Consider the following 26,526-nt stretch of genomic DNA (forward strand, 5'->3'; position numbering starts at 1 on the left):
TAATTACAATAATATGACCCTTTACTCCACATATTTTACGAGTTTAGAGTTCTGCTCTTATCTGCCTAGTTTCCCAAGTGCAAAGTCGGGAGTTTCATTTCGTTCTTCCTTTTTCCTGGATTGCTCAAATACGCTTGCGGTGTTAAACCCGTTATTTCTTTGAATACTTTGAAAAAGTAGTTGTGTGTCGTAAATCCCACTTGCATGCTTATTTCTTTAATCGAGTATCGGCCGCTGTCCAGCAGCTTGCACCCTGCATCAATCCGAACCTGATTCAGATATTCTGAAAAAGTCCGCTGCGTCTCCTCTTTGAATATTCTGCTTAAGTAGGAGGCATTCAGGCCGATTACGCTTGCCGCAAGCTCCAATGTGACATAACCGGAATACCTCTCCAGAATGAATTGGATCGTCTGCGTGACATGGCGAGAATAGGAACCGATTACACGATGTTGATTCAGCAAATGAAACAGGCTGGAGAAAAAGGATTGCAGGCCTTGCTCCAGTTCTCTTATCGTTTTCATCCGCCCAAGCTCGCTTCTTGAAGGCAGATTAGCTACCGCTGGATCTGTAGAAGGCAAGCATGACCTCCATGCTTTATCACCCGTTTGCATGAGCTCGCTGACAACCATCTGAACCGTATGTGAATGGATAGGTAGGTGGTCTATCGAAGCAAGAATGGAGGAAATCAATTGATGCACGCCTTGCTTGTCAAACCTTTCTATGGATAACAGAAGCTGCTTCTGCTCCTCAATGGTCAGTGAAACTCGCTGACTCTGATTGTTTTCATGTGAATGCTTGTCCGAACATGGAGTTTCAATTTGGAGGGTATGGCTTCTGAACGTTTTCACAGACGAAGATCCATCGAGTTCGTATTCGGCTGAACAGTAACTGGATGCCAGCTGTGACAGACTGGTGCATATAGGTCCTACTGCTGTTATACTTTGCAAATTCAGGAACAGTTCCAATGCATGCTGAATCTTCCGCAGTTGTCCGTCTACCTCACGCTGCATGATGTGTTCGCTTCGTTCCCTGAAAGAAAACACGATAACAAATCGCCCTTCCTCAACGTACACCGCTGTCCGCTCATGGATATCACCCAGGCTCTGCTGCATCATATCAACGACCTGCTGAACCAGGGCATTGGTCTGCACGTCACTGTACGACTCTGTCAGCAGCAGGAACGGAACAATCTGTATAGCTGCTGTTGCATATCTGGATGCATGCGGATACAGATTGTCTTTCTGGGAAACGTCTTCAAACCCGTACGTTGTTTTCGTCTGTCTTTTGAGCAAATACAGCAAATAATCGCGCATAACCTCGGGACTCACTTTCTCAGTTATGGCGCTCTCAGCGACCTCTTTCTCACGCAACCGATCTTCCTGCTGCAATTCCGATACGGCTTTATTCAGGATGTTGAGCAGTGTTGACTCGTCCAATCGATGCTTGAGCAAATAATCAATGGAGCCATTGTTCAGGCAATCCCGCACATAATCATAATCGTCATAGCTGCTAAGCATAATCGTCTTAACCCATGGAAAACGTTCCTTGATTGTCCGATTGAGCTCTACACCGTTCATTTCAGGCATATCTACATCAATAATGACAATATGCGGTGGCGACTGCTCAATCATCGTTAAAGCGATTAACCCATTATGCGCCTGACCGCATAATTCAAATCCATAGTCAGCCCAGTCCAATAAGGTCCATAGATTATGGCGTACTAACGGTTCATCATCGACGAGTAGCACCTGAAACATGGCTTATATCACCTCTCGTTTGGTATTTTCCATACTTTTCTCCAGTTTGGGGAGCCGAATTTCAGCTTTAGTGTACACCCCTGGTTCACTGCACAAATGGACGCCATACGAGTCGCCGTACGTGCGAACGATTCGTTCGTGTACATTACGTACACCCATTCCACTAAAACGTGATGTTTCTCCGTTTGTACCCGTACCTTTCAGTAAATACTCCCGTTGCTCCTCCGTGATCCCCTTTCCGTTGTCCACCACATCAATATTGAGTTTGTTTCCTTCCTCATACACCCGGATCAACACGAATCCATCCTGTTCGAGCGGTCCGATTCCATGAATAATTGCGTTTTCAACCAGTGGCTGTAGCATCAGCTTCAACACCCGGCAATCCAGCAATGCGTCATCCTCAATTTCGGTAATCATCCGAATCGGCTTCATATATCTGTACTTCATGATGGAGATGTAGTGCTCAACATATGCCAATTCTTCACGTACCGTAAGGAATTCGCTTGAATTACCGAGGACACTTCGCATGAGCTCAATCAACGATCCCGAGACCGCTTCAATGTTAGGCACTCCGTTCATCCTGGCCAGATACTTGATCGTATTGAGCGAATTGTATAAAAAATGAGGATGGATTTGTGCTTGGAGCGCAGTAAGCTCAGCTTCCCGCTTCTCTTTCTCGCTGACGCGGATTCCTTCGAGCAGATCTTTCAATTCTTCCACCATACCGTTAAAGACATGGTACAGTTGTCCTGTCTCATCTTCACTGTTAATCTCATTCTGGGGAAGTGTCAGATTCCCATCCTTAACCAACATCATCAGTGATTTTAGTTTCCGGATATTCAGGGTAATTCGGGAAGAGACTTGAAGTGAAACGATCAGAACAACGACAAACACAATAATGGACACCTCTGCCAGCAGGTTGCGCAGCTTCACCGATTCGGTCAGCAGAGAATCCATCGGAACCAAAGAAATAGTACTCCACCCAGTATAGTCGGATTGACGGCAAACAACGATATATTCTTTTCCATCAATGTACCGCCTGACCGCTTCGCCATCTGTTTTAAATTGCTGATTGATCTCCTTAATTTGCTGGTAAGTTGGAGTAAGAGGTGAGTCAGTTCGGGTTTCATAGATAAATTGATTTCCCTTGTCCAGTACATAGATCATGCTATCTGTAGTTGGTCTCACGTCATATGTTTTCTGGATAAACTCATAATTAAGATCCACCATGACAAACCCAATAGTCGCACGGTTATAACGGATTTCCCGACCGATGGTGATGGCATTCGACACTCCTGTCTGCTTGAAATATGCGTGCTTTGATCCATTTTGCAGCATGTAATTCATCATTGGCGTTCCCAAGATGGTCCTGTCCAGCCAAGGTCCACCTGAGAAAAAAACTTTCCCGCCCAGGCCCACAACGGCTATCCGTGAAATGTAAGCTTTATAATCGATCAGCGACGATAGAAATTCATCCATCCGCTTCTGCTCCTGAAACCACTCATAGCTGATCTCCTCATTCGGACTGAGCAAAGTGTCAATGACCGTGTTTTTGTTAGTCACCACGACCGTATTCAGCCGGTCGATCTCTTCCAGCATCATGTTCAATGATTCATCTGCCTGCCTTATGCTGTCCGAAACCGACGTAATGGCATTTTGCGTAATCGTCTCACGCATGCTCATATAAACAATGACCGTAATCAAAATAATGGATACTAGCGTAACGGCAATAAAAGCGATAAAAATTTTGCCTTGAATGCTGCGTTTCGGTGAAATCCATCTCTGCAATGTAGAGAGCTTCATTGTGGGAGTCTCCTTTTTCATGATCCATTAAAAAAAGTAAGCGTTCTCCATACTGGACATCGGTATATTCAGGATCAGCTTGAGGTTCTCCGCATCATAATTGGAGGTACTTTATAATAGATTTTGAATGCTCTGGTAAATGAATATAGATTCGGATAACCCAGCGACAAAGCAATCTCCGTAACGGTAGCATCCGTATCCTTTAGAAGCTGTTTGGCCTTATCCATTCGTATTCTCTGCATGAATTTTAACGGAGGCAGTCCAACCTGAGTGGTGAACATGTTGGAGAAATATGAACGATGAACCCCTGCAAAGTCGGCAACCTGTTGCACCGAAATGCCCTCTGTTGCATGCAATTCCATGTAATCCATGCATTCATGAATCCAACTTGCCAGTTCTGTAGGCTGCGCGCAGTTGGTGTCTGGAACAAGACTGGCCAACAATCCATATACCAATCCGTGCAACTCCAGGGATACTGCTGGCTTCCACCGTTCCACACATGCCAATGCATGAATCAGACGTTCGGATGCTTCGTGGACCCGTGGAGATAACATCTGTTTGCCGAACGGACTTTCCGGAGTCAAGCCAGCCAGCTCCAATAAAGGTTTAACTTTAGGCCCATCCAATGCCAGCCAGTTCATTTGCAGCGGAGATTCCGAGGCAAGCATGTGATAGTAATAGGTTCTGCCGGGAAACAGACAAAACAGATCATTCTTCTGCAGGTCCACTCGTTTACCATCAAACTCAAGCCTAACCATCCCTTCACGCACAAAATGAAGACTGTAACACTCGATACGTTTGGGGCCAACCCGGTAATTGGATTTGGCTATACTTCGCCCTGCCCGGACTGGCCAAATGTGTTCCTCTTTATCCAAATATCCTGGCTTATAGTAGATGAATTCTGCATACTCGTACTCATATTCCTGCATCGTAGGGAGTTCCCTCCTTCTCCTATTTTGTTTGATCATAACAAAATGACAATAAAAATATAACACCGGGCTATTTTTATAACTCGTTTTTTTCAATATCATCTTACTAGGAGGCGATTACACTTGTCGAGAACACCTAACATTTTGCTAATCACTAGTGACCAGCAGCACTGGAACACGATCGGGGCTTTTCAGTCTGAGATTTCCACGCCCAATCTGGACCGTCTTGCCCGGCAAGGAACAACGTTTGATCGGGCTTATTGCCCAAACCCTACCTGCACTCCTAGCCGTTCTTCTATTATTACAGGCATGTACCCCAGTCAGCATGGAGCCTGGACGTTAGGCACAAAACTGCTTGAAGATCGACATACCGTCGGGGAAAGTTTCCAGGAGGCAGGCTACCGCACTGCCCTAGTAGGTAAAGCACATTTTCAGCCTTTAAAATCTACAGAGGAATACCCGTCGTCTGAAGCGTATCCCATTCTGCAGGATTTGGAGTACTGGAGACATTTCCACGGTCCATTTTACGGCTTTGACCACGTAGAGTTAACACGTAATCATACGAATGAAGCGCATGTCGGTCAGCATTACGCGCTATGGCTGGAAGAACAGGGATGTACGAACTGGAGGGATTACTTCCTTCCCCCAACTGGGACGATGGACCCTTCCGTAACGTATAAGTGGCCCATCCCTGAGAAATATCACTACAACACCTGGATCGCCGAACGAACCAATTCCCTTTTGGAGCAATACACCCATGCTAATGATCCATTTTTTCTGTGGGCCAGCTTTTTCGACCCGCATCCGGAATATCTGGTACCGGAACCTTGGGATTCCATGTATGACCCCGATGATTTGACGATTCCCTCTATAACACCTGGAGAGCATGATCGTAACCCACCACATTTCCAACTGACCCAGGATGAGAATCCGAATTTTGAGCACCTGGTTGAAACCGGCTTCGGCATTCACGGCTACCGTTCGCATCATTATTATGAATATGGCGACAAATCACGGCTAACGGCATATGACAAGAAAAAACTGGTCGGCGTGTATTACGGAATGATCAGCATGATGGATAAATATATTGGCAAAATTCTCGATAAGCTGGATGAGTTGGGTATTGCAGACGATACGATCGTCGTTTTCACAACCGATCATGGTCATTTCTTCGGACAGCATGGTCTTCAGGCCAAGGGTGGATTCCATTACGAAGATCTTATCAAAATCCCATTTATCGTAAGATATCCTGGTGAGGTGCCTGCTGCGAAAAAATCAAATGCCATACAATCGCTGGTCGATCTGGCTCCCACCTTCTTGTCCCTTTGCAACATTGCAATTCCGCACGCCATGACGGGCATCGATCAGAAGAAAGTGTGGCTGGGCGCCAAGGAAGCCGTTCGTAATCATGCTCTCTGCGAATTTCGACACGAACCCACGACGATTCATCAAAAAACATATGTCGAACAGCGGTATAAAATCACAGTCTATTACAATCAAACCTATGGTGAACTTTTCGATCTTGAACAGGATCCCGATGAACGTTTTAACTTGTGGAATGAACCTGAGTACACCGAACTCAAGTCAGAGCTTCTACTCAAATACATCTGGGCTGAGCTTGGCAAGGAGTCCATGCCGATGCCTCGAATTCATCATGCATGATGGAAAGGATGAGGGTAGCATCAAGAACCTGAAAGAACCATTTATGTTACTGATCCAGCTTTTTTGGACTTTCTTTTGCATCGGTCCTTCCACCTTTGGAGGCGGATATGCGATGCTGCCAATTATCGAACGCGAAGTAGTGCACAAGAAAAAATGGATGCAAGAGGACGAGATCAGTGAGCTTATATCGCTTGCCGGCTCGGCTCCCGGAGGAGTTGGCGTCAATGCCGCTGCGATGATCGGACATCGCCAGGCAGGAATTGCGGGAGCTGTATCTGCCGTCATCGGCGTGACATGTCCCACGTTTTTGATTGTGATCCTGATCAGCGTATTCGCCATCCTATTTCGTAACCAACCCAAAGTTGAAGCTGCTTTAAAAGGAATGAACGGTGGCATTATTGCACTAATTAGCATGGCAGCTTATCGGACGGCCAGATACTCCATCTTAGATACAACAACAGCAATAGCTGCCATTGTGACCGTAGCCGTGCTGTTGTTTGCAGGAATCCATCCCCTCTATCTTATTATTTCGGGATTGATATGCGGCATGGCCATGATTCAGATCAAAAAACGGCTGGGCCTTCAAGTGAAAATGGAAAAGAAGTCTGTAACAGGCAGCTATCCGGAACTGGAATATTACATTTAAGTAAGACGAATCGGAGCGATTGAGATGTACTGGGACCTGTTCATGATGTTTATACGTGTAGGCCTCGTTTCATTTGGTGGCGGTTACGCCGTTATTCCGATCATTCAACACGAGGTAACGGAAAAAGGATGGCTGACAAGCGCTGAATTCCAACAAACCGTAGCGCTGGCCGGTATGGCGCCCGGCTCGATTGCAACCAATGCCGCCACGTTGATTGGTTATCGGACGGCAGGTTATATCGGAGCCGCTGTCTCTACTGCAGGTATGATTTTGCCTTCACTCGTCGTAATTGTGCTACTCTCCGCCTTATTTTATCGGATGCACGACAATTCATGGGTAAAGTCCTCTTTATATGGCTTACGCCCCGTAACGACGGGACTCATTATCTATGCTGCCATTCATTTTAGTTATCCAAGTGAAGACGCAGGAATAAGCTGGGTATGGATCGCGACACTACTTATTAGCGGAGTTTGTTTGTTTCTCCTGCTCAAGTACAAGCTTCATCCCCTTTTGATTCTCAGTGTGGCTGGAGCAGCAGGCATTATCTTATTTTAAATTCAGTGTGGCGACGACAGGCTGAATTCACTGCATTCATTGGTTTTTAAAAGGAGCAGCGATCACAGCATTAGCTGTCCTGGCTGCTCCCCTTCATCTTTATTTTTACGAATGACGCAGATATAATCTGCTCGTTTCCTCCCAGATTTCTCCCGGCTGCAAACTAAATAATCCAGCTTCCTCGGCTTGCATATCTAGGTTAGGTGCATTAACGAGATTAATCTGTGGTTCGGGACAGAAAAAACCTTCTTCCGCATGATTGTTCCAGATCATCCATTGTTTATAGGAAGTTCCCACATCGTAAACCAATGTCATTCCATCCTTCGTATCTTGAAGCTCCATCCGGTTTCTCCCGTTTTGCGGTACAGCAGTGTAGTGATTATCCATTTCTGCAAAGAACGGATATACCCCGGAGTCTCGCATATGCTCTTCCTCCTGAATCAGCGGCTGAAAACATGTCGTTGGCAGCATACGTTGATCCAATTCCCATCTGTCTCCAATGGTCAGCTTGAGCTTGTAATCACGAGCCGATCCTCCCGGATTAAAGGGAGCGTTAATTGAGGTATGAAAAGCGATCAGGCACGGCATGCAGGAGCTTCCATGATTGCGAATGCGGACATGCTGCATGAGTCCATCACTGCTCAGCGAGTAGCGTAATGTAATACTGAATTGAAAAGGAAAGCATACGAATATCGGATGAGTTTCATCAACGGTAATGGACACCGATACATGGCTTTCATTCTCGGTATGTCCATACTCATCCACAACCCAGGGCGTATTATACAAAAATCCATGCAAATGATTGCCTGTTGCTTCCTCATTGACCGGAAACTGAAGCGTCTGCCCGTTCCAGGCAAACCGCCCGTCCTCATAGCGATTTGGCGGAAACAGAACGGGGATCCCGTGAATCATGGGTCTTGCCATGAATGAATCCATCTCTTCCGGTGACGGTTCATGAAGGAAGCGAAGCCCCCTCTCAAGATCACGATAAGCGACCAGATTACCACCTATCTCCGGTAGCATAACAGCCTCACTGGAACCAAAGCGAAGGTAAATGGCCTTTTCCCCTTGAAAATCGCCTTCCCAGGAGCTACTTATCTTCTTTGTGTTCAACACGTATTCCCCTCCTTATTCGCCGGCCGACGATGGATAATGTCCTTCAATAATGGCCCGAATCTGCTCTATCGGCATCTTGGGCTGTCTGTCATACGTCAACAGACCGTTAATTTCCTGTTCCACGTCCGTCAGCTGTGTGTAACAAAATCCTTCTACTACTGGAGAATCCAATAGTGGCTGTACTACGGCATGCAATCGCTGTGCAAAATCTTCGTCATTTTCCGCTCCGGAGTAACCCCAGCCTTCCCAATCACTTTTCTTATACCCGATTCCACCGAATTCGGTAATTAAAATGGGCTGTCCTTCATAACGATAGTTACCCACGCTAAGCTTTCGACTGCCCGGAAGGGCGTTTACCGCATTTTCACGAGTGCGGTAGCGTTCCTCCAGAACCTCTCTCCTCCATTCATAATCATGGATGTTATACAAGTCTGTCTGAACCATCTCCCAGCCATCATTGGAAATGACCGGACGGGTGGAATCTAGCGACTTGGTCAAATAATACATCGACAAGGCGTGATACTGCTGCTCCTTGCTGGTCAGGATGTTCGGAACACCCCAGCTTTCATTAAGAGGTACCCAGACCACAACACATGGATGGTTGTAGTCCCTTTCCAGCGCCTCCTGCCATTCCCGTGTTACCTGGGCGACGTATTGTTCTGAGAAATCGTAAGCATTCGCCATCTCTCCCCACACCAGCAGTCCCAGCTTATCACACCAGTACAGATATCTCGGATCTTCAATCTTCTGGTGTTTTCTGGCTCCGTTAAACCCCAGTTCCTTCGTTAATTCCACATCACGCCGAATGGCCTCATCACTCGGCGGAGTTAGATTCCCCTCCGGGAAATACCCTTGATCCAGAACAAGCTTCATATAGTAAGGACGGTTATTCAGAAACAGCTTGCCTTGTTCAATGGAGATTTTACGCATGCCGAAATAGCTATCGACCTCATCGACGGGCACACCATCCACCAATACAGTGAAATGAATATCATACAAATTGGGGTGCTCTGGTGACCATAGCCTGCCAAGGCCATGCTCGTTAAAGGTGTGAAGCCCGATGGTACGGGTCTCTGTCCTGCCGCTAATTCGATATTCATCCTCAGACAACTGCTCTCCCTGATAGGCAATTTGTACACGTAGTCTGATATCTTGCACTTCCCAATCCCTTGGTTCTGTTTGATTCCTTTGGAGATGAGCCGTAACTTCGATTTCGTTGCGATCGACATCGGGAGTCAGGCGCACCTTCTGTAGATGAACGGGTGCGACCGCTTCAAGCCACACCGATTGCCATATTCCTGTAGTGCGGGTATAGAAAATTTGGGCAGATTGCTCCTGCCAGAACTGCTTCCCGCGTGGTAACGTTACATCCCTGCTATAATCTATCGCTTGTACGGTTAGCACATTATTTCCTTCGAGCAAAGAATCCGTAATATCGGCATGAAAAGGGGTGTGTCCCCCTTCATGCCGAACCACCAGTTTTCCGTTCACCCATACAGAGGCTTCATAGTCCACGGCTCCGAAGTGCAGCAGCAGACGTTTGCCAGTGAAGTTCTCCGGAATGTCAAAGGTCCGTTTGTACCATACATTATCGTGGAATTCAGGATCTGCAATGCCACTAAGTTGACTTTGAAAAGCAAATGGCACCTGAATTCGGCGGCTGAATACTTGCTTGCCCTCACTCCATTTTTCCGAACGTCCCTTGTTATCATCATCGAATTCAAATTCCCATTCCCCATTCAAACTCAGCCAATCTTTACGTACAAATTGAGGCCTTGGATAATCCTGTCGCAGCATGATGTTCAGCTCTCCTGTCACCCCAGATTAATCTTGCGGATCACTTCCAGTGGCACTTTCGGTTTACGGTCTTCCGTTAACAGACCATTAATCTCCTGCTGCACATCGGTGACTTGTGTATAACAATAGCCTGAGATATAGGGAATGGCTTTGATCGCTTCGGTGATGGAACGGAAACGTTCAATAAAGGTTTCAACCGAGTCCACCTGATTGCCATAACCCCAGCCTTTATCCGATTGAAAAGCAATACCGCCGAATTCACTGATGATAATGGGTTGTCCTTTATAGTGGTAACCTTCAGCAAAAGCAAACTTCCATCGATTGGAAGCAATCTTGTTATTTACGATCAAGTCCTTATCCTGATACCGTTCCAGAAAGGCTTCTCCCGTCTCCACATAATCATGGATTGTCAAAATGTCCGATACCGTATGCTCCCATCCGTCGTTGGTAATGACCGGACGATACGGATCAATGGCTTTGGTCAGATGGTAAATGGATTGCGTGAATTGCTGCTGCCTTACCTCGTGACCAATCGTCGGTATTCCCCACGATTCATTAAATGGCACCCAGGTAATGATGCTGGGATGATTATATTGCTGAGGTACAATTTCAAGCCATTCTTTGGTGAATCTGCTCACTGCCTCATCATTAAACTCGAAGGTTGCTGCCATCTCTGACCAGACCAACATGCCTTTTACATCACACCAATACAAAAAGCGTGGATCTTCCAGTTTCATATGTTTACGGATTCCGTTATATCCCATCTCGGCAATTTTATCGATATCCTCAATCAGTGCTTCCACTGAAGGTGGGGTCAAATGGCTCTCTGTCCAATAGCCCTGATCCAGAATCATTCTTTGGTACAACGGAGCATTATTCAGTAGAATCTGCCCATTTTCAATCGATATTTTTCGCATACCAAAATAGGAATGAACCCGATCAATTTCTTTCTCATCTTCGTACATCACAAACTCGATATCGTACAGGTTCGGTGAGCCTGGTGACCATAACGATTGTTTCCACGGCCCGCCTGCTTCATGTTTAACACTCGCTTCCACGGTCATCCAAGGTCTGTCTGGAGATAGGCTGATGGTTTGTACATGCTGACCCTTTAACTCAATCCGTGTCTCCAAACGTAAGTTTTTCTTGCCTTCAATCCCATTCAATTGAAAGTCCACACGAATCATATGACGATCGATATCCGGTGTCATTTTGACTGCTTCAACCCTAGCTTCACTCACATGCTCCAGCCAGACACTTTTCCATATCCCGGTACTTTGCACATAAAAACATTCAAAATTGTCATCCACCCAGCGTTGTTTCCCCCGAGGCTGCATCGCGCTCTGACTGTCTTCTACTTCAAGTACGATGTTATTCTCCGAGCCGTAAGTGATATAAGGGGTAATGTCGAATGAAAACGCTGCGTACCCTCCTTCATGTTCACCAACAACCGTTCCGTTCACCCAACATTTTGCGTGATAATCCACTCCCTGAAAATGCAGAATGCTCCGTTTTCCTTTTGCTTCCTGGGGAATCTGAACACTTCTGCGGTACCAGACCAGAGGATGAAATGTCTCGATTCCGATACCGCTCGCTTGGGTCTCATACGTGAAGGGAACCTTGATTTTCGTCCCTTCCGGAAACTGATTCTGGTCGTACCACTGCTCGCTTTCACCCGCCTGATTGTCATCAAAACTAAAATCCCATTCTCCATTCAAATCCAACCACTCATTGCGTACAAATTGCGGTCTTGGATAATCCTTGTTGTAAAATTTAGTTGTCATCTTGTTCTCTCCGATCTCCTCTGTATTTGGCTCATAGGCCTGAAAAAGTGTTAACCCTTAATACCGGACATGCTGATGCCTTTAACAATCTGTTTCTCAAAAATGATAAACAATATAATGATGGGAACAGAAGCCACTGCATTGATAACCATCGGTTTGACGTAATCTTCTGAATACTGACCCATTAGCGTTGGGATACCCATTGGCAGCGTAAACAGATTATCATCGGTTATGGAAAGGAATGGCCATAGGAAATTGTTCCACGAACCGATAAATGTCAGAATCGCCATCGATGCCATAGCCGGACGTGTCAAAGGCAGCATGATACTGGTAAAAATTCGCCAAAAGCCTCCACCGTCAATTTGCACACTCTCCAGCAGATCATTGGGAACCCCATCGAAGAAGCTTTTGAGCACTATGACAGCTACAGGTGAAGCCAAAGCAGGAATAATCAATCCACTGTATGAGTTCAGCAAATGCAAATCTTTGGCTACCTGATAGAGTGGAATAATGGTTGCTTCACCCGGAATCAGCAGCCCGCCAAGAATGAAGAAAAAAACAAATGTACGGAAACGAAACGGTACTTTGGACAGAGCAAATCCAGCCATCGCCGCGAAAATCACAGTCAGTACTGTTACAACTACAGCGACGAACAAACTGTTAACCACCCACTGTGACAGCTTTGTCGTTGTCAGAATTTCGTTATAGACGGCAAGTGAGTAAGGAGGCTTAAACCAGTCCAGAACCGTAATAATCTTCATGCCTTCTTCTTTGATGGAGACCATCAGCATCCACACAAGTGGGGCCGCAAACATAACCGCCATCAACGCAGAACCTGTGCGATATAACCATTTCATCAGTATTCCGCCCCTTTCCGGTTAGTCATCCAGTATTGCAGCGCCGACAGCACCAGCAGGATCACGAATAAAATGTAGGACATCGTTGCGGCATAGCCCAGGTTGTTGTTCTTGAATCCGGTCTGATAGATTAACTGGATAATCGGACGTGTCTGATCCAGAGGTCCCCCGCCTGTAATGACATAAATCTGCATGAAGACCTTGTAGGAAGCGATAATCTGCAACATGGTAATGGTTTTGGTCAGTGGCTTCAGATAAGGAAGAGTAATCCTCCAAAATATTTGTGTATCACTCGCACCATCCAGCCTTGCTGCCTCATAAATTTCATCAGGTATTTCCTGCATGGCGGAAAGATACAAAATAAAGTTGAATCCGACTGTCCACCACAAGGTAATTACGGTAATAACGACCCAGGCGAGCCCAGTTTCCGTCAGCCAGAATATTTCGGAATTTTGAGGCAATAACCTGACAAGATGCAGGACGGAATTGACGAATCCCGTATAAGGCTGAAATACGAATAAACCCAGATAAGCTGCGACGGCAACGGAGAGTACGCTTGGTATAAAGAAGATGATGCGGTAGAACTTTTGTAAAGACGATTTTCGGTTGGCAATCAAAGCCAGCAGAATCGCGAGTATAATCATGGTCGGTGTACTCAAGAAAACAAAGAAGGTTGAATGCCAGATCGCTTCCCAAACCTCTCTGTCCTGAAAAACTTTTCGGAAGTTATCCAGGCCAACAAAATCCATTTTCTTGATCAGCGTCCATTTGTAGAAGGTCATCTCCACACCTTTAATCATGGGCCAGATCGTAAATAAACCATAAATAATTAAGAATGGAAGCAGAAATACCAGCGCTTGCATATCCGCTCTCATTTTTTTGATCTTCATATGCGTCTCCCCTTTGATTGGCACGCAAGCCGGCGATCTCTTATCTAGAGATGGTGATTACGCAGGCTCGCGTGACCCGTCTTCCTTCTATTCGCTCACTATTTTCTGAATGGCTGTCTCCATGTTGTTCATGGCATCTGCTGGGGTCATTTTGTTCATCCATACTTCATTCAAAAATTTAAAGGCAGCTTCATCGCGGATTTGTGCATTTTTGGTGGAATGTTTGCTGAATTTAACTACACTTGCCACTTCGGAATAATCACTGCGGTATGGCAGATCCTTGAATTCCTGTTTTTCCAGAACGGATGGCTTGGATGGGATATGTCCGGCTTTCGCCCAGACCTGACCATTGTCAGCAACCCAATCAGCGAAGATCATCGCGGCTTTGCGCTTAGCCGGGTCCTCATCCTTAGTCAGTGGCAAAACAATGGTATGGGAATCTCCCCATGTTGCTTCCTGGTCGTAGAATTTTGGAATTGGCATAGCTCCAAACTCAAGTCCTTTGGTGGATTCCCATGTTCCTGTCGTCCAAACCCCTGTCATGATAATCGCGGCTGTTCCACTTTGGAAATTTTTGTAAAAGTCCGGATCATTTTTCTTGATATAACCTTCGGTATAGAGCTTCTGGACATAGTCAGCGGCTTTGATGCCTTTCTCTTTATCAATGGCTGCGGACTTCAGATCATCCGACACCACGTCGTTACCACCCAACTGGGAGTACAGCGACCACCACAGGCGGTAAGGGTCATCATTATTATTGGATAATGCAAACGGGGTCGTTTTGGCAGGCAACTTCTCTTTTAAAGTTTGAAGGAAACTCACAAACCCGTCAGCCGATTGCTCCAGAATCGGTTTTCCGTCTTCACCAAGCAAGCCTGCATCTTTTAGCAATTTTTTGTTGTAGAACATGATAAAGGGATGCGTGTCAATGGGGACTGCATAATGTTGACCTTCTACAGTAACAGCATCCAAGAGATTCTGGTTATAACTGCTCCAGTCCACACCTGCATCCGTAGCCGGAGTATCAAGTTCTGTGACAACCCCCTGATTGATCAGATCGGGCAGTCTGGAGGAATGGGAAATCCCAATATCGGGTCCATTGCCGTTACCCACAGCAGTTACGAGCTTCGTATAATACTCGCCCCAGGCCAATTTGGTATTCTTCACTTCAATGTCCGGATGGGTTTTGTTGAATTCATCAACTAATGTCTGCATGTTTGCGCCATCACCACCATCAAACAATGTCCAGAAGGACAATGTCACTTTTCCATCACCAGAGCCACTCTCACCCGCCTCATTACTGCCTCCGCTACATGCACTTAAAACGGTTGAGAATGAGAGCAATAATGTCAGTGCTAACCTGCCGATCTTTTTTTTCATGCGAGTATCCCCTTTACTCTAATTTGTAGATACAAACGATATAATTGTTTTATTACATTATTACTGTATCTATAGGGGATTATATAAGGGAGTTTATCTCTTGTCAACGCTTTCAAACATATTTAATGTAATTATTAAATAAAAAAAGACCTTAGTTACATAATATCTGCAACCAAGGCCTTTCTTCCTCATCTCATTCTAATGAATGGCATAATGTACAGTCATCTTGATATTTTGGTCATAATCTCCAAATTGTCGCCCAAAGAGATTTACGCCTCCTTGATGAACTGCATCCGGTTTAATACCTATTCGCACCCTTAACTTATGGCTGTTTTGAAGGTTAAGCTGAGCCAGATCAACTGCTGAAATTTTCTCCATATCCAGCGTCGTCTTATTTTTGTCCACCCGCCATGTCTTTAATAAACCATACTGTGTTGACCATTCAAACCACCATGCCGGGTTGAGCTTGCCACGCCGATCTCCAAAGTCACCAGGACATGTCCACATGCCAATTTCCATACCGTTAATCCATACAGAGATATCGGAAGGCCAATTATGATCATAGTTTGGTGCTTCAGAACATATTTCCATGGACAGTTCCAGCGATTCGATTACCGCTTCTGCCGGAATCTCCAGTGGCATTAAATATTCGACATATCCCTTACGAAACCACATAATCTGCGCTCCCACATGCTTCGGATGATAAAAGCTGGCGGGTTCATCCTCTCGAATGATCATGCCCTCGCCATTCGCCATGCCGCAAGTGGGTGACACTTCACAATCACTATAATGACCGATAGGCATATCCACTTCGTACACCTGGATGTCGCCTTTGGGAATTGCTTTCTCCAGATTAAGAGCAATATGAATATCATCGTAATTGCGGCTGCATACTTTCATGGCCCCACGAGAAGCAGGCAGCAGTTCCGTATTAATCAACCGTGCTGCTTCCAAAACCTTGATGTTGCTGGCTACCGTGGATACGGGAAGTTTGAGAGCTTCCGCGATTTCAACGATATTCAGATTTTGGGAGATCAGTAGTCGTAGAATATCCACTCTGGATCGAGTCGATAACGCATGCGTGACCGTGACCAGCTCATCCGGATTATCAAAACTCAGCTCAAGCATTCGTTCACCACCTCTTATGTATTTATGAAACAGGAAATTTAAACGTAAAGTTTAATTCAGTCGATAATATTGTAACAAATCATTTATTTTGTATCAAATTGCTTTTTACTTCATCATTCTTCTTAGTTTTTCATACAATTTCCGGTTAATGTGCGCAAACCATATCGGTAAACCAACTAAAATGCCAATAACCCCCGCAGAAATGGCCGTTATCCACACTAACGTTGTCATACTTAAGTTTCCTTGATAAATACGGATACTGATGAGCACAGCATAGATCAGTAGTACGATGCCAATGCTTATATTAGAAAATGTTTTCATCATACACCTCCTTCAATGAAAAAACTTATAGCAACAAGATCGAGATGATGTGAGGGATTTATTTCGTGTTTTCCCCAATCAGATCCTGCAATAGATACTGAAATTGTTGATTTTACCTATCGTAATGAAACTTATAGCATAACACAAAAAATCCGCCAAACATGGCGGATTTTTTGTGTGTATATGATTCTTCTTACCGATTAAAGCTTTGCTAAAATGCGACAGGCAATGCAGCCAAACTCTGCGAACTTAGCGCCAAATGCCACTCAATGTTTTCCCGAGGAATATTAAGTCGCAGATTAGGCATGCGTTTTAACAACGTTGTAAAGGCGATATCTCCCTCCACACGAGCAAGTGGAGCTCCCAAGCAGGAATGAATGCCATGACCAAAAGCCAGATGACGATTAATATGACGGGCAACATCCAGATCCTCTGACTGTTCAAACTGAAGTTCATCCCGATTGGCTGATTTCAGCACGGGGATGACCATATCTCCCTTTTTGATTTGTTGCCCTGCCAGCTCTACATCCTCAGTCGCAAAACGAGGTCCGGCAATGGTTGCAGGCCCGTTAAAACGCAGCAATTCCTCTACAGCAGAAGGTGCCAGACTAAGATCAGCCTTGAGCTTCTCCAATTGTTCAGGATGATCCAATAACATCATTGCACCCGTAGCAATCAGATTGGATGTCGTCTCATGACCAGCAAAGATCAATAACGTAATCATGGATAACAGTTCCGGTTCACTGAGTCGATCGCCCTCTTCTTCTATAGCAATCAATTGGCTGATCAAATCATCTGCAGGATGTTTGCGTTTCTCAGCTACCAGTTGCGCAGTATAGTCACCGAAAGCTTTGAGATGTTCCTCCACTCCCGGTTCACGTACTCCGAGGCCCAGACCGTGTGCAATTGCAGAGGACCAGGTCTGGATCTGCGGGCGATCTGCTTTAGGTACTCCCAGCATATCGGATATCACATGAATCGGTAAGGGATAGGCGTAGTCCTTGACCAAATCCATCTCGCCCTGGGCTTGAACCTGATCCAGTAATTCATCAGCGATCTGCTGCACACGCGGGCGAAGACTTTCCATATATTTTGGGGTAAAGGCTTTGGAGACCAGTCGGCGTAGTCTCCGATGATCAGGCTCATCTACAGAGAGCATGGATTTTCCGGTAAAGAACGTTGGAGGAGCATCTGGATCTATGTTTTCCACATAGGCTTTCAGGATATTCTCATTGCCGTCGATGGAGAGTGGGTCTACTGTGAAGTGGGCGTGATCTTTGAGTACTTGTGACGCTTCTTCCATTCGTGTAACCAACCACTGCCCGCGATCTGTACCCCCCATTGGCAAAGATACTGGAATTACAGGGCCTGTATCACGCAACTGCTTGATCAGTGAAAACGGGTTTTCACCACTATCTCCACTAAACAGGCTCAGCGCTGCTTTTTGTGAAACATTAAGATCTAGCTCACTCATCATAACCATCCTTTCGCTTCGACCATTTTATTGGTTTACATTAATGTATTTATCCAATCATCTACAGCCAGCACATCAGCTTGTTGGGGGAATACGCTCTCTACGAGAACTCGATGAACTTCCGGGTCCCTATCCAGACAAGCATCAGAAAGTACAGTCAACGCATAATCCTTATCCGCTGCCTCACATAAGGTAGACAGCACTACCCCGCTTGTTGCGATACCGCTAAGAATAAGTGTATTAATGCCATGGGATTGAAGAAGGGTCTCCAGGTTGCTTCCCGAGAATCCACTGACGCGGAACTTGTCCACAATGAGCTCTCCTGGGAGTGGCTGAACCGATTCGTGAATGTCCATTGCCACTTTCATTGCCGGATTGGATGCGTTCTCTCCACCACGGCTCGACTTTTTTCCAAACAATTTGTTACGCTCACTGATTGGAGGGAAATCCTGGCGATGACCAACCTTCACAAAAATCACAGGTACGTTATGTCTGCGAGCTGCTTCTATCGCTTTCTGAAACGGGAGCAGTGCATCCTCGTGCTTCGCATAATGCGATACAATGATGTTCTGCATATCCATGACCAGAAGTGCAGCTTGGTTATGATGACTCTCCATGGGTTGCACATCCCTCTCGTTTTGATTAAGATTAAAGGGAGAACTCTCCGCTTAACCTCTTCTTGATATTAAACGGAGGGTTCTCCCCTTGTCAAATTTTGGACGTTAAGGATAGGAAGTGACAGATTGTGGATAAAACCAATACAACCTCTCGTTCGGAGCGACGGGATGCCGCCGAGAATCGCCAACGTATCTTGGATGTGGCTAGCAAATTATTCGAGCTGCACGGCGTCGAGCGGGTCAGCATGAATCAGATCGCTTCCGCAGCGCAGATTGGAGCGGGTACCTTATACCGCCGATACCGTAATAAGAGTGAGTTATGCATGGACTTGATCAAAGATAACGCTGCGTTGTTCTTCGAGGAAGTAGAAATATGCTTGCAGGAGAATGCACAGCATCCACCATCTGAGCGATTGCGGGGTCTGCTGACGTTATTTATCCAGTTTAGAGAAAAAAATGCGGAGCTGCTCTCGGGTATCGAGAATGCGGTATATCAAGGATCAGAGTCCAGAATTTCAAGTCCTCTTTATGAGCAATTGCATCAACAGCTATTCGGATTATTCGAAGAGATGGCAACAGGGAATGACGAATCGCAGGCCATCAGTTTGTTCAAAACGGACATGCTCCTGACCGCCATGAGTAATGATTCATATCTGTTTCAAAAAAACGTGCGCGGCAACTCTCCCGACCGCATTGTGGAGCAGCTCTGTTTGACGTTTCTTTAACGTATATGGATATATAAAAATGCAAAAAAGCCTAATTCAACGTCGGCAATCTGCCGCTAGAACTAGGCTTTTGGTGCATCGTGAGGTGTGAATTTATAATGTTTTGATATACCATGCATCACAAGCGAAATGCTCTGTTGCATTTAACGGTTCTTCTAATGGAATAAAACCGTTCTTGATATAGAACTTGTTGGCTGCGACCATGTTGTTAAGCGTCTCAAGATAACATTGTTCATAGTGTTCTTTGGCAAAATCAAGGGAAATCTGAAGCAATTCATATGAGATTCCGGTGCCTCGTGCTTCTTTTAATGCATACATCTTCTGCAATTCACAAATATGTGAAAATCCCTCCACAGGTCCGATACCGCAGCCAGCTACAACCGTGGAGTTATGCTCAACCACCCAATACCTGGAACCCTCGCGCTGATAAAGATGATAAAAATCGCCCAGATTCGGGTCAGCCCACGCTGTTCCTGACTTATTGGCCCCGAATTCGATCAAACAACTTCGAATTAAAGACTCTACTTCTTGATTATCTTTTTCCTCTATCTCTCTAATGAACATGCAGTAAGCCTCCGCATCATGAAATAATTGCTGCTCTTAACTGCACAAATTATACTACAAATCTGATTTAACACACTACCATTCAACTACAGTGAAACGGAATCACTCGTTTTGGCAGGCAAAGTCTGCTTGATTTTCAACAACCGTCTTACGTAGATCATGAAAAGCAGAAAAGAAACCAGCACCGACAAAGCACTAACCATAAACAATATGTGATAGCTCATGTATTCGGATACCAGACCCAGGGCCATGGCACCAAGTCCGATACCGAGATCAGTCGCCGTTGAAAAGAAAGCATTGGCCGCCCCTTTCCGATCCTCGGGAGCGAGGCGAAGCGTTATGGCCTGAAGAGCTGGCTGAGCGGAACCAAAGCCGATCCCGTAAAGAACTGCTGAAGCGAGCACGCCAAGTAAACTGGTTGCGAAGCTAAGCACAATCAAAGCAATGATCGTAATGATAAGCGCCGGGAGAATGACTGCTGTCTCTCCTTTCTTATCGGACAGCTTTCCCGCAATGGGCCGGGATAGCGCAAGTGTCGCGGCATAAACCAGAAAGAATGTGCCAGAATTGACTTTGATCTGCTCCGCAAACAAGGGTACAAATGTAGTAATTCCCCCATATGCAATGAAAAGAAAAAAGATTGGCGCCATCACAGGCAAAACTGATTTTTCGAAGATTTGGATCTTCTTTCTGTCCGTATGTGGTTGAAATCGCATTTTAGCTCCCAGCGTCAAAAGCAGGGCCACGACGGACAAACCAACAGCAAAGAGAAACATCGTCTGATATGATGTGCCTTGCATAATCCCCAGACCAATCATCGGGCCAACCGCCATAGCCAGCGTCATGGAGGTGCTAAACCACCCCATACCTTCCCCGCGCCGAGCGGAGGGAATCATGTCAGTCACAGCTGTCATCATGGACGTTGTGGATACAGCCCAGCTCATTCCATGCACGATACGAAGTCCGATTAGCATGATGATTCCACCAACCCAGTTGTACATGTACATCGCCAATATAAATAAAAGCAACCCCCCGATCATAAACGGACGTCTGCCAAACCGATCCAGTAGCCCACCGACAAAAGGACGAAGGACGACGGAAGACAACATTAAAGCTCCCATGGCCAAGCCCACCTGTTTTTCATTGCCACCCATCTCTTTAATGAAGAGCGGCAGTGTGGGATACAGCATATAAAATGCAGTAAATAAAAAAAGCAAACCCAGCGTCATTAGAATAAATGACTTTGTCCATAAACGTTGCATCATTCATCCCCCCAACTGTTGTTATGATATCTATGATGTAATCTATTCTTGTACAAAAACAAATATTGATATATTAATGAACATCTGTTAATAATTATAGACAGAATGAGTAAGGTTACCATTGTTAATTGAACGCGTTTTGTTAATTAGTGAACATTAAACATAAATTTGTTTATTATCTTTAGAAAGTTAGGTGAGAATCACATGACCAAAGTGGATCGAAGAATTCGAAAATCACAGGAAGCCATCAAAGCAGCAGTGATTGAATTGATGTCAGAAAAAAATTTCGATGATATTACTCTACAGGATATTTCCGATAGAGCAGACGTTAGCAGAGGCACCATTTATCTTCATTACGTCGATAAGTATGATCTGTTGGACAAGCTCATTGACGGGCATATCCAAGAATTAAGTGAAATTTGCCATTCGGTTGCAGACTTGGAATGGAAAGAATCCATCATACCCTGGTTTACCTATTTGGAACAGAATTACTTGTTCTTCTCGACGATGATGGCCAGTAAGGGAGCGGTACAATTCCGCAACCGCTTGGTTGAATTTCTTAATGAGGATTTTAAGGAGGAAGTACACTTATCTCAGGCCAGAAAATCCGGATTAAGTGAGGATATCATTCTCCAATATGTGGTCATGTCTTATGTAGGGGTCGTCGAGTGGTGGATCAAGAACGAAATGCCCCATCCACCCGAGGTCATGTCTGAACAATTAGGAGAACTAATCAAAATGAATTTGGGGTAACGTGCAATGTGCACGTAACTAAAATAGCAGTAGTCTCAGGATATGAAGTTAACATCCTGAGACTACCGCTATTTCTTTTGGAAAAAAGCTGATTTTTCTGCAATTGGCGCCGAACATCTGCTGTCTGAATTGTTATTGCATGTGGCCTAATTACGATATGGATTCCAAAAGACTCTTGGACAGCGTTTTGACAACCAAATCGTATGAATGGTCAATCATGACAAAGATATCCTGCTCCGACAAGGAACCATCTAGAACAATGGTATTCCAATGCTTTTTGTTCATATGATACCCCGGTTGAACAGCTTCATGCTGCTCTCTGAGGTTTTCCGCAATGATCGGATCACATTTTAAGTTCAAGCGAACGTTATCCGCCTTGTCCTCAAAAATAAGCGCAAACATTTTGCCTGCAATTTTCATAGCAACAGGATCAGCTCCGAAGGGATAATCCTTCGTTGCACCTTTTTTCTTCAAACAGTACTCTATAATCTTATTCTTCAATTCCGTATCTCTCCTTTACGCAGAAGACAACAACTTTCCCTACCCAATCTAATGATACCGAATGTACGTTTGCATGTAAATATCAAGCATTTCATTTCAACTATTCTTCCAGTAAAACAGGAATCATCTTCTCAGACAGCTTCCTTAATCGCTACGATACGTAATCGGGTTGTGTCGAGAAACCATTGACCTTCCCGCTCCAAGTGGGGCTTAACCTCAGTCAAAATGGCTTGATAAATTGATTCCAGGTCTGCGGAGGAAACGTCCTTAAAGAAATAATCAGCAAAACTGTTTAGCCAATTCCGAAGTCCTTCTTCTCCTTTGAGCGGAGCAGGCTTGTCAAAATGCTGAGCGAATGTGACGCGGAAACCGTTCTGCTCCAGCAGGCTGACGTATTCACCAAGAGTGGGATGATACCAGGGATTCCGTCCTGCCCACGTATAGCCATGCTCCTCCAGAGCCTGTTTCATCGCAGTGATCAAGATGGCGATATTTCCGCTTCCGGCAAATTCAGCTACAAATCGACCACCTTCGCGCAGGGCCAACCAGATGGATCGGGTTGTTGCCGCAGGGTTATTGATCCAATGTAAAGCTGCATGTGAGAATACAGCGTCAAAGGGTTCATCTGTACGATATTGAGAAGCGTCTTTCACCTGAACATTCAGGTCAGGGTACTTCTGTTGGGTAAGTGTCACCATTCTCTCCGATAGATCGATACCTGTCGGTATCGCTCCGGCAGCTGCGATCTTGGCTGTCAAATCTCCGTTGCCACTACCGATATCCAGAATACGTTCCCCAGTTTGCGGCTGCAATAAGGACAGGATATCCACTCCCAGATTAGATAAGAAATCCATTGAATGAATGTAGGGTACTGAATTGTGCTTGTTTTTGAATGGTTCACCAGACATGGCTCAACCTCCTTTATAGATCTTAGATATCTATAATAACTCCAATGTTTAAAACCTGTCAACTTGCGTTCTTAACTCCGTATTATAGTATTTATAATGAACCTCTACATAGAAATGATGCGACAAAGCTTCTATGGACATACAAACAAAAAAACCGATTTCATGAAATAATTCATGAGATCGGTTTTCATCATTCGAATTATGCATTCGATACTCTAGCTGTCTTCACTTTCTGCACTTCGTACATATTTACCGTAGTGCTAATCAGATACTCGGGTTTCTCCTGTCCTCTTTTCTCCCGATGACCTTTAATATGCACATCACTCTTCTCCCAATTCTTCCATGCTTCTTCTGATTCCCAACGAATTAACACCATTACTTCTTCGTGTTCTTTACTCTTTTTATTAACCATTACACTGAAATCAATCAGTCCCGGCATTTCTTCTACAGGGCTAGGGGCACTGAAACGTTCCACCAGTTTATGACTATGGCCCTTTTCGACTACCATAACGCGAGTTTGAATGAACATGAAATACGCCTCCTGATGCCTCAAGTCACTGCATTTATACAATGGCCTTTGGGCATTTTTTTAACTTCCACTCTATTATTCTATTCTTATTGAAAATGATTATCAATATCGTATCGATTTTGTGATTATAAAAAAACCTCCTCCACGAAATGGAGAAGGCAATTTACTCGTTATTTTAAAGTGCTTTATTCACTTTGCTGCTCTTTGGTTTACTGTGACTTGTACTATTATGGTTTGGTTTACCGCTATTTGGCTTACTACCGTTTGGTTTACTACCGTTTGGCTTACTGTGATTAGCTTTACCACTCTTTTTAAACCACTCGGATTTAGGTTTGCGAGCCGGATTCGCTTTTGACTTCGCTGGTTTATCAGCTGCAGATTTATGGGGAGCAGACTTTAATGTTTGATTCGATTTTACAAAAGTAGGCACACTTGTCATCGGATAAGGATGATTTTTCACCTCAGGAATGGTCTTCTTGATTACTTTCTCAATATCCTTCAGGAACGGAAGCTCTTCCTTTTCACAAAAGGAAATCGCCATTCCGCTATGCCCTGCTCTGCCTGTACGGCCAATTCGGTGGACATACGTTTCTGGAATATTAGGAAGGTTGAAGTTGATTACATGTGACAGCTCTTCAACATCAATACCCCTTGCCGCTATATCCGTCGCTACCAACACTCGTGTAACTCCGCTTTTGAAATTATTCAGAGCTCTTTGACGCTCATTTTGAGATTTGTTGCCATGAATGGCCTGCGCCGTAATATTCACTTTGGACAAATCACGAGTTACACGGTCAGCTCCACGCTTTGTACGAGTGAACACCAGTGCCGAAACAATAGATTTATCCTGCAAGATATGATTCAACAGACTCTGTTTCTTGCCATTTTCCAATAAATACACAGACTGTTCAATTCGATCCACTGTGGAGGAGACGGGCGTAATTTCTACTTTTACCGGATCAACAAGCAGCGTTTTTACCATTTTTGTAATTTCCGGAGGCATTGTAGCTGAGAAGAACAACGTCTGTTTCTTGCTCGGCATCTTGGCGATAATCCGTTTCACATCATGAATGAAGCCCATATCCAGCATACGGTCTGCTTCATCAAGAACCAGTATTTGCACATGTTTCAGATCAATACGCTTTTGATTGACCAAGTCAATCAGTCTACCGGGCGTTGCAATAATAATATCTGCACCTTGATTGAGCGCACGCTCCTGAACTTTTTGTGAAACGCCACCCACGATTGCTGCACAACGAATATCGGTAAAACGGCTATATGCCTTAATATTATCTGAAATCTGAATCGCAAGTTCTCTTGTTGGAGTTAAAATCAATGAGCGAATATGGCGTGCGGCTTTGGGGCCGTTCGACTTTTCGCTTAATAACTGAATGATAGGCACAGAAAATGCTGCCGTCTTGCCTGTGCCTGTTTGCGCACAGCCAAGCAAATCTCTGCCTGCCAATACAGCTGGAATCGCCTGTTCCTGTATAGGTGTCGGGGCAGTATAGTTTGCTTTGTTCAAGCCTTCCAAAATTGCGGGTATAATATTCAAGTCTTTAAATGTCATTAGGTCTCCTTAATTTACGCAACAAATATTCATTTGACGTATATCTCATTTCAAAACGTAACACATAAGGATAACATTAAAAAGCACTTCTGTATATTATATTTTGAAAATCAATTCCCGAATATCCATTAACTTACCAGTTTCAACCCTACTGCTGATCCAAGCACCATGGCAATAAACAGAATTCTTAACACATTTCGTGGTTCCCCATAAAATATCATGCCGAGAATAGCTCCCCCGGAAGCGCCGATTCCCGTCCATACAGCGTATGCCGTCCCCATCGGAAGAGTCTTCATCGCAAACGATAGGAACAGAAAGCTTAGTCCAAATCCCGCAACCAACAATATGATTGACATCAGGTTACGATCTTTGTGCAATTTATTAATCATCAGAACCCCAATCATTTCAAAGACACCTGCCAAAATAAGATATACCCAGTTCATGATTCATGTACCTCCTTTGTTTTTCCTTTGCTGAGCATTTTAAGACCGATTACGCCCAATAAAAGAACCCCAATGAGCAGCATTTTCCCAGATTGAATCGCCGCATCAAACAATATAATCTCTGCCAGTACAGTCCCTGCTGTACCCAGTCCAACGAATACCGCATATACAGTCCCTACATCAAGTGAGCGGGAAGCCGCGATCATCAAGGTGAAACTGACAATAATGGCGATCAGTGTAGCCCCCCACTCCAGAAAACCACTGGCATGTTTCAATCCAATGACCCAACCGACTTCAAATAAAGCTGCAATTACGACGGACAACCATGTTTTGTTCATTTCTGTCACACTCCTTATCAAATTTTGCTACGTGTATTATTGGTTACATGAAGCCAAAATAAAAAAGCCCGGGAAACAAACTGCATTAAGCAGTTCATCTCCCAGGCTTTTGTCCCTCCGTGACACAACCAATAGGCTGTGAGTTTTCTCTCGGACCAGACCGACATAACTGTCGCGGAACCCTAGAAAACATTTGAGTATTTTGATGTGACTCCAA

The 26,526-nt window shown here is 44.8% G+C and carries 26 protein-coding genes and 1 riboswitch; of the genes, 5 read left to right on the forward strand and 21 right to left on the reverse strand.

Annotated features, from left to right (window positions below; translation table 11 throughout):
- Nucleotides 1-65: 65 nt before the first annotated feature.
- The 3 genes from G3352_RS05370 to G3352_RS05380 all read right to left on the reverse strand — a co-directional run bounded on the left by G3352_RS05370 (nt 66) and on the right by G3352_RS05380 (nt 4,489).
- A complete protein-coding gene (locus tag G3352_RS05370; RefSeq protein WP_163754672.1) occupies nt 66-1,757 on the reverse strand; it encodes a response regulator in 1,692 nt (563 codons plus the stop codon).
- Between the two features lie 3 nt (nt 1,758-1,760).
- Nucleotides 1,761-3,560 carry a sensor histidine kinase gene (locus G3352_RS05375; RefSeq protein WP_163754675.1) on the reverse strand — a complete coding sequence of 600 codons (1,800 nt, stop codon included), beginning with the start codon at nt 3,558-3,560 and terminating at the stop codon, nt 1,761-1,763.
- Nucleotides 3,561-3,634: 74 nt separating this feature from the next.
- Nucleotides 3,635-4,489, reverse strand: a complete 855-nt coding sequence (locus tag G3352_RS05380; protein WP_163754678.1) for an AraC family transcriptional regulator — start codon at nt 4,487-4,489, stop codon at nt 3,635-3,637.
- A 123-nt stretch (nt 4,490-4,612) separates the two neighbouring features.
- On the opposite strand from G3352_RS05380, the gene G3352_RS05385 reads away from it, so the two are divergent.
- The 3 genes from G3352_RS05385 to G3352_RS05395 are packed head-to-tail and all read left to right on the forward strand — an operon-like array spanning nt 4,613 to nt 7,352.
- Nucleotides 4,613-6,151, forward strand: coding sequence for a sulfatase family protein (locus G3352_RS05385; protein ID WP_163754680.1), 1,539 nt, complete (start codon nt 4,613-4,615; stop codon nt 6,149-6,151).
- On the forward strand, nt 6,144-6,797 hold the full coding sequence (locus G3352_RS05390) for a chromate transporter (RefSeq protein ID WP_163754682.1): 654 nt from the start codon (nt 6,144-6,146) through the stop codon (nt 6,795-6,797). Before G3352_RS05385 ends, G3352_RS05390 begins: the two co-directional genes overlap by 8 nt.
- Before the next feature lie 24 nt (nt 6,798-6,821).
- Entirely contained in the window at nt 6,822-7,352 is a 531-nt protein-coding gene (locus G3352_RS05395; RefSeq protein WP_163754685.1) for a chromate transporter, read from the forward strand.
- 105 nt (nt 7,353-7,457) lie between these two features.
- Here G3352_RS05395 and G3352_RS05400 read toward each other — a convergent pair whose 3' ends face one another.
- The 10 genes from G3352_RS05400 to G3352_RS05445 all read right to left on the reverse strand — a co-directional run bounded on the left by G3352_RS05400 (nt 7,458) and on the right by G3352_RS05445 (nt 18,716).
- Nucleotides 7,458-8,468: an aldose 1-epimerase gene (locus G3352_RS05400; RefSeq protein WP_345940721.1), complete on the reverse strand. Its 1,011-nt coding sequence runs from the start codon at nt 8,466-8,468 to the stop codon at nt 7,458-7,460.
- A gap of 12 nt (nt 8,469-8,480) precedes the next feature.
- Nucleotides 8,481-10,265 (reverse strand): glycoside hydrolase family 2 protein, encoded by a 1,785-nt coding sequence (locus G3352_RS05405; protein ID WP_163754689.1) that lies wholly within the window; start codon nt 10,263-10,265, stop codon nt 8,481-8,483.
- 17 nt (nt 10,266-10,282) lie between these two features.
- On the reverse strand, nt 10,283-12,049 hold the full coding sequence (locus tag G3352_RS05410; protein ID WP_163754692.1) for a glycoside hydrolase family 2 protein: 1,767 nt from the start codon (nt 12,047-12,049) through the stop codon (nt 10,283-10,285).
- 50 nt (nt 12,050-12,099) lie between these two features.
- On the reverse strand, nt 12,100-12,906 hold the full coding sequence (locus tag G3352_RS05415) for a carbohydrate ABC transporter permease (RefSeq protein WP_062318999.1): 807 nt from the start codon (nt 12,904-12,906) through the stop codon (nt 12,100-12,102).
- Complete coding sequence (locus tag G3352_RS05420; RefSeq protein ID WP_076288454.1) at nt 12,906-13,796, reverse strand: carbohydrate ABC transporter permease; 891 nt, start codon at nt 13,794-13,796, stop codon at nt 12,906-12,908. Before G3352_RS05420 ends, G3352_RS05415 begins: the two co-directional genes overlap by 1 nt.
- 87 nt (nt 13,797-13,883) lie before the next feature.
- Nucleotides 13,884-15,176, reverse strand: coding sequence for an ABC transporter substrate-binding protein (locus G3352_RS05425; RefSeq protein WP_163754694.1), 1,293 nt, complete (start codon nt 15,174-15,176; stop codon nt 13,884-13,886).
- Nucleotides 15,177-15,374: 198 nt separating this feature from the next.
- Nucleotides 15,375-16,304 (reverse strand): ArsR/SmtB family transcription factor, encoded by a 930-nt coding sequence (locus G3352_RS05430; RefSeq protein ID WP_099854263.1) that lies wholly within the window; start codon nt 16,302-16,304, stop codon nt 15,375-15,377.
- Between the two features lie 105 nt (nt 16,305-16,409).
- A complete protein-coding gene (locus G3352_RS05435; RefSeq protein WP_205524706.1) occupies nt 16,410-16,628 on the reverse strand; it encodes a hypothetical protein in 219 nt (72 codons plus the stop codon).
- Between the two features lie 208 nt (nt 16,629-16,836).
- Nucleotides 16,837-18,099 carry a cytochrome P450 family protein gene (locus G3352_RS05440; protein WP_163754698.1) on the reverse strand — a complete coding sequence of 421 codons (1,263 nt, stop codon included), beginning with the start codon at nt 18,097-18,099 and terminating at the stop codon, nt 16,837-16,839.
- 35 nt (nt 18,100-18,134) lie between these two features.
- Nucleotides 18,135-18,716 (reverse strand): cysteine hydrolase family protein, encoded by a 582-nt coding sequence (locus tag G3352_RS05445; RefSeq protein ID WP_163754700.1) that lies wholly within the window; start codon nt 18,714-18,716, stop codon nt 18,135-18,137.
- Nucleotides 18,717-18,844: 128 nt separating this feature from the next.
- Between G3352_RS05445 and G3352_RS05450 the strand changes: the two genes are divergently transcribed.
- A complete protein-coding gene (locus tag G3352_RS05450; RefSeq protein ID WP_345940722.1) occupies nt 18,845-19,441 on the forward strand; it encodes a TetR/AcrR family transcriptional regulator in 597 nt (198 codons plus the stop codon).
- A gap of 93 nt (nt 19,442-19,534) precedes the next feature.
- Here G3352_RS05450 and G3352_RS05455 read toward each other — a convergent pair whose 3' ends face one another.
- A complete protein-coding gene (locus tag G3352_RS05455; RefSeq protein WP_163754702.1) occupies nt 19,535-20,005 on the reverse strand; it encodes a GNAT family N-acetyltransferase in 471 nt (156 codons plus the stop codon).
- 86 nt (nt 20,006-20,091) lie between these two features.
- A complete protein-coding gene (locus tag G3352_RS05460; protein ID WP_163754704.1) occupies nt 20,092-21,267 on the reverse strand; it encodes an MFS transporter in 1,176 nt (391 codons plus the stop codon).
- 204 nt (nt 21,268-21,471) lie between these two features.
- Here G3352_RS05460 and G3352_RS05465 point away from each other — a divergent pair, with 204 nt between their 5' ends.
- The gene (locus G3352_RS05465; protein ID WP_163754706.1) at nt 21,472-22,020 is read left to right on the forward strand and encodes a TetR/AcrR family transcriptional regulator; all 549 of its coding nucleotides are present in this window, start codon (nt 21,472-21,474) and stop codon (nt 22,018-22,020) included.
- A gap of 150 nt (nt 22,021-22,170) precedes the next feature.
- On the opposite strand, the gene G3352_RS05470 is transcribed toward G3352_RS05465, so the two are convergent.
- The 6 genes from G3352_RS05470 to G3352_RS05495 all read right to left on the reverse strand — a co-directional run bounded on the left by G3352_RS05470 (nt 22,171) and on the right by G3352_RS05495 (nt 26,309).
- Nucleotides 22,171-22,521, reverse strand: coding sequence for an MmcQ/YjbR family DNA-binding protein (locus G3352_RS05470; RefSeq protein ID WP_076288445.1), 351 nt, complete (start codon nt 22,519-22,521; stop codon nt 22,171-22,173).
- Nucleotides 22,522-22,652: 131 nt separating this feature from the next.
- The gene (locus tag G3352_RS05475) at nt 22,653-23,429 is read right to left on the reverse strand and encodes a class I SAM-dependent methyltransferase (protein WP_163754708.1); all 777 of its coding nucleotides are present in this window, start codon (nt 23,427-23,429) and stop codon (nt 22,653-22,655) included.
- A gap of 199 nt (nt 23,430-23,628) precedes the next feature.
- Nucleotides 23,629-23,958: an antibiotic biosynthesis monooxygenase gene (locus tag G3352_RS05480; protein ID WP_053782285.1), complete on the reverse strand. Its 330-nt coding sequence runs from the start codon at nt 23,956-23,958 to the stop codon at nt 23,629-23,631.
- Between the two features lie 175 nt (nt 23,959-24,133).
- Entirely contained in the window at nt 24,134-25,528 is a 1,395-nt protein-coding gene (locus G3352_RS05485; RefSeq protein ID WP_163754711.1) for a DEAD/DEAH box helicase, read from the reverse strand.
- 128 nt (nt 25,529-25,656) lie between these two features.
- The gene (locus tag G3352_RS05490) at nt 25,657-25,971 is read right to left on the reverse strand and encodes a DMT family transporter (RefSeq protein ID WP_163754713.1); all 315 of its coding nucleotides are present in this window, start codon (nt 25,969-25,971) and stop codon (nt 25,657-25,659) included.
- Nucleotides 25,968-26,309, reverse strand: coding sequence for a DMT family transporter (locus G3352_RS05495; RefSeq protein ID WP_063565132.1), 342 nt, complete (start codon nt 26,307-26,309; stop codon nt 25,968-25,970). The genes G3352_RS05490 and G3352_RS05495 overlap by 4 nt, the downstream gene beginning before the upstream one ends.
- Nucleotides 26,310-26,405: 96 nt before the next feature.
- Nucleotides 26,406-26,506, reverse strand: a riboswitch (guanidine-I (ykkC/yxkD leader).
- Between the last annotated feature and the right edge of the window lie 20 nt (nt 26,507-26,526).

Source organism: Paenibacillus sp. ALJ109b (genome assembly GCF_010747435.1).
Lineage (GTDB): Bacteria > Bacillota > Bacilli > Paenibacillales > Paenibacillaceae > Paenibacillus > Paenibacillus taichungensis.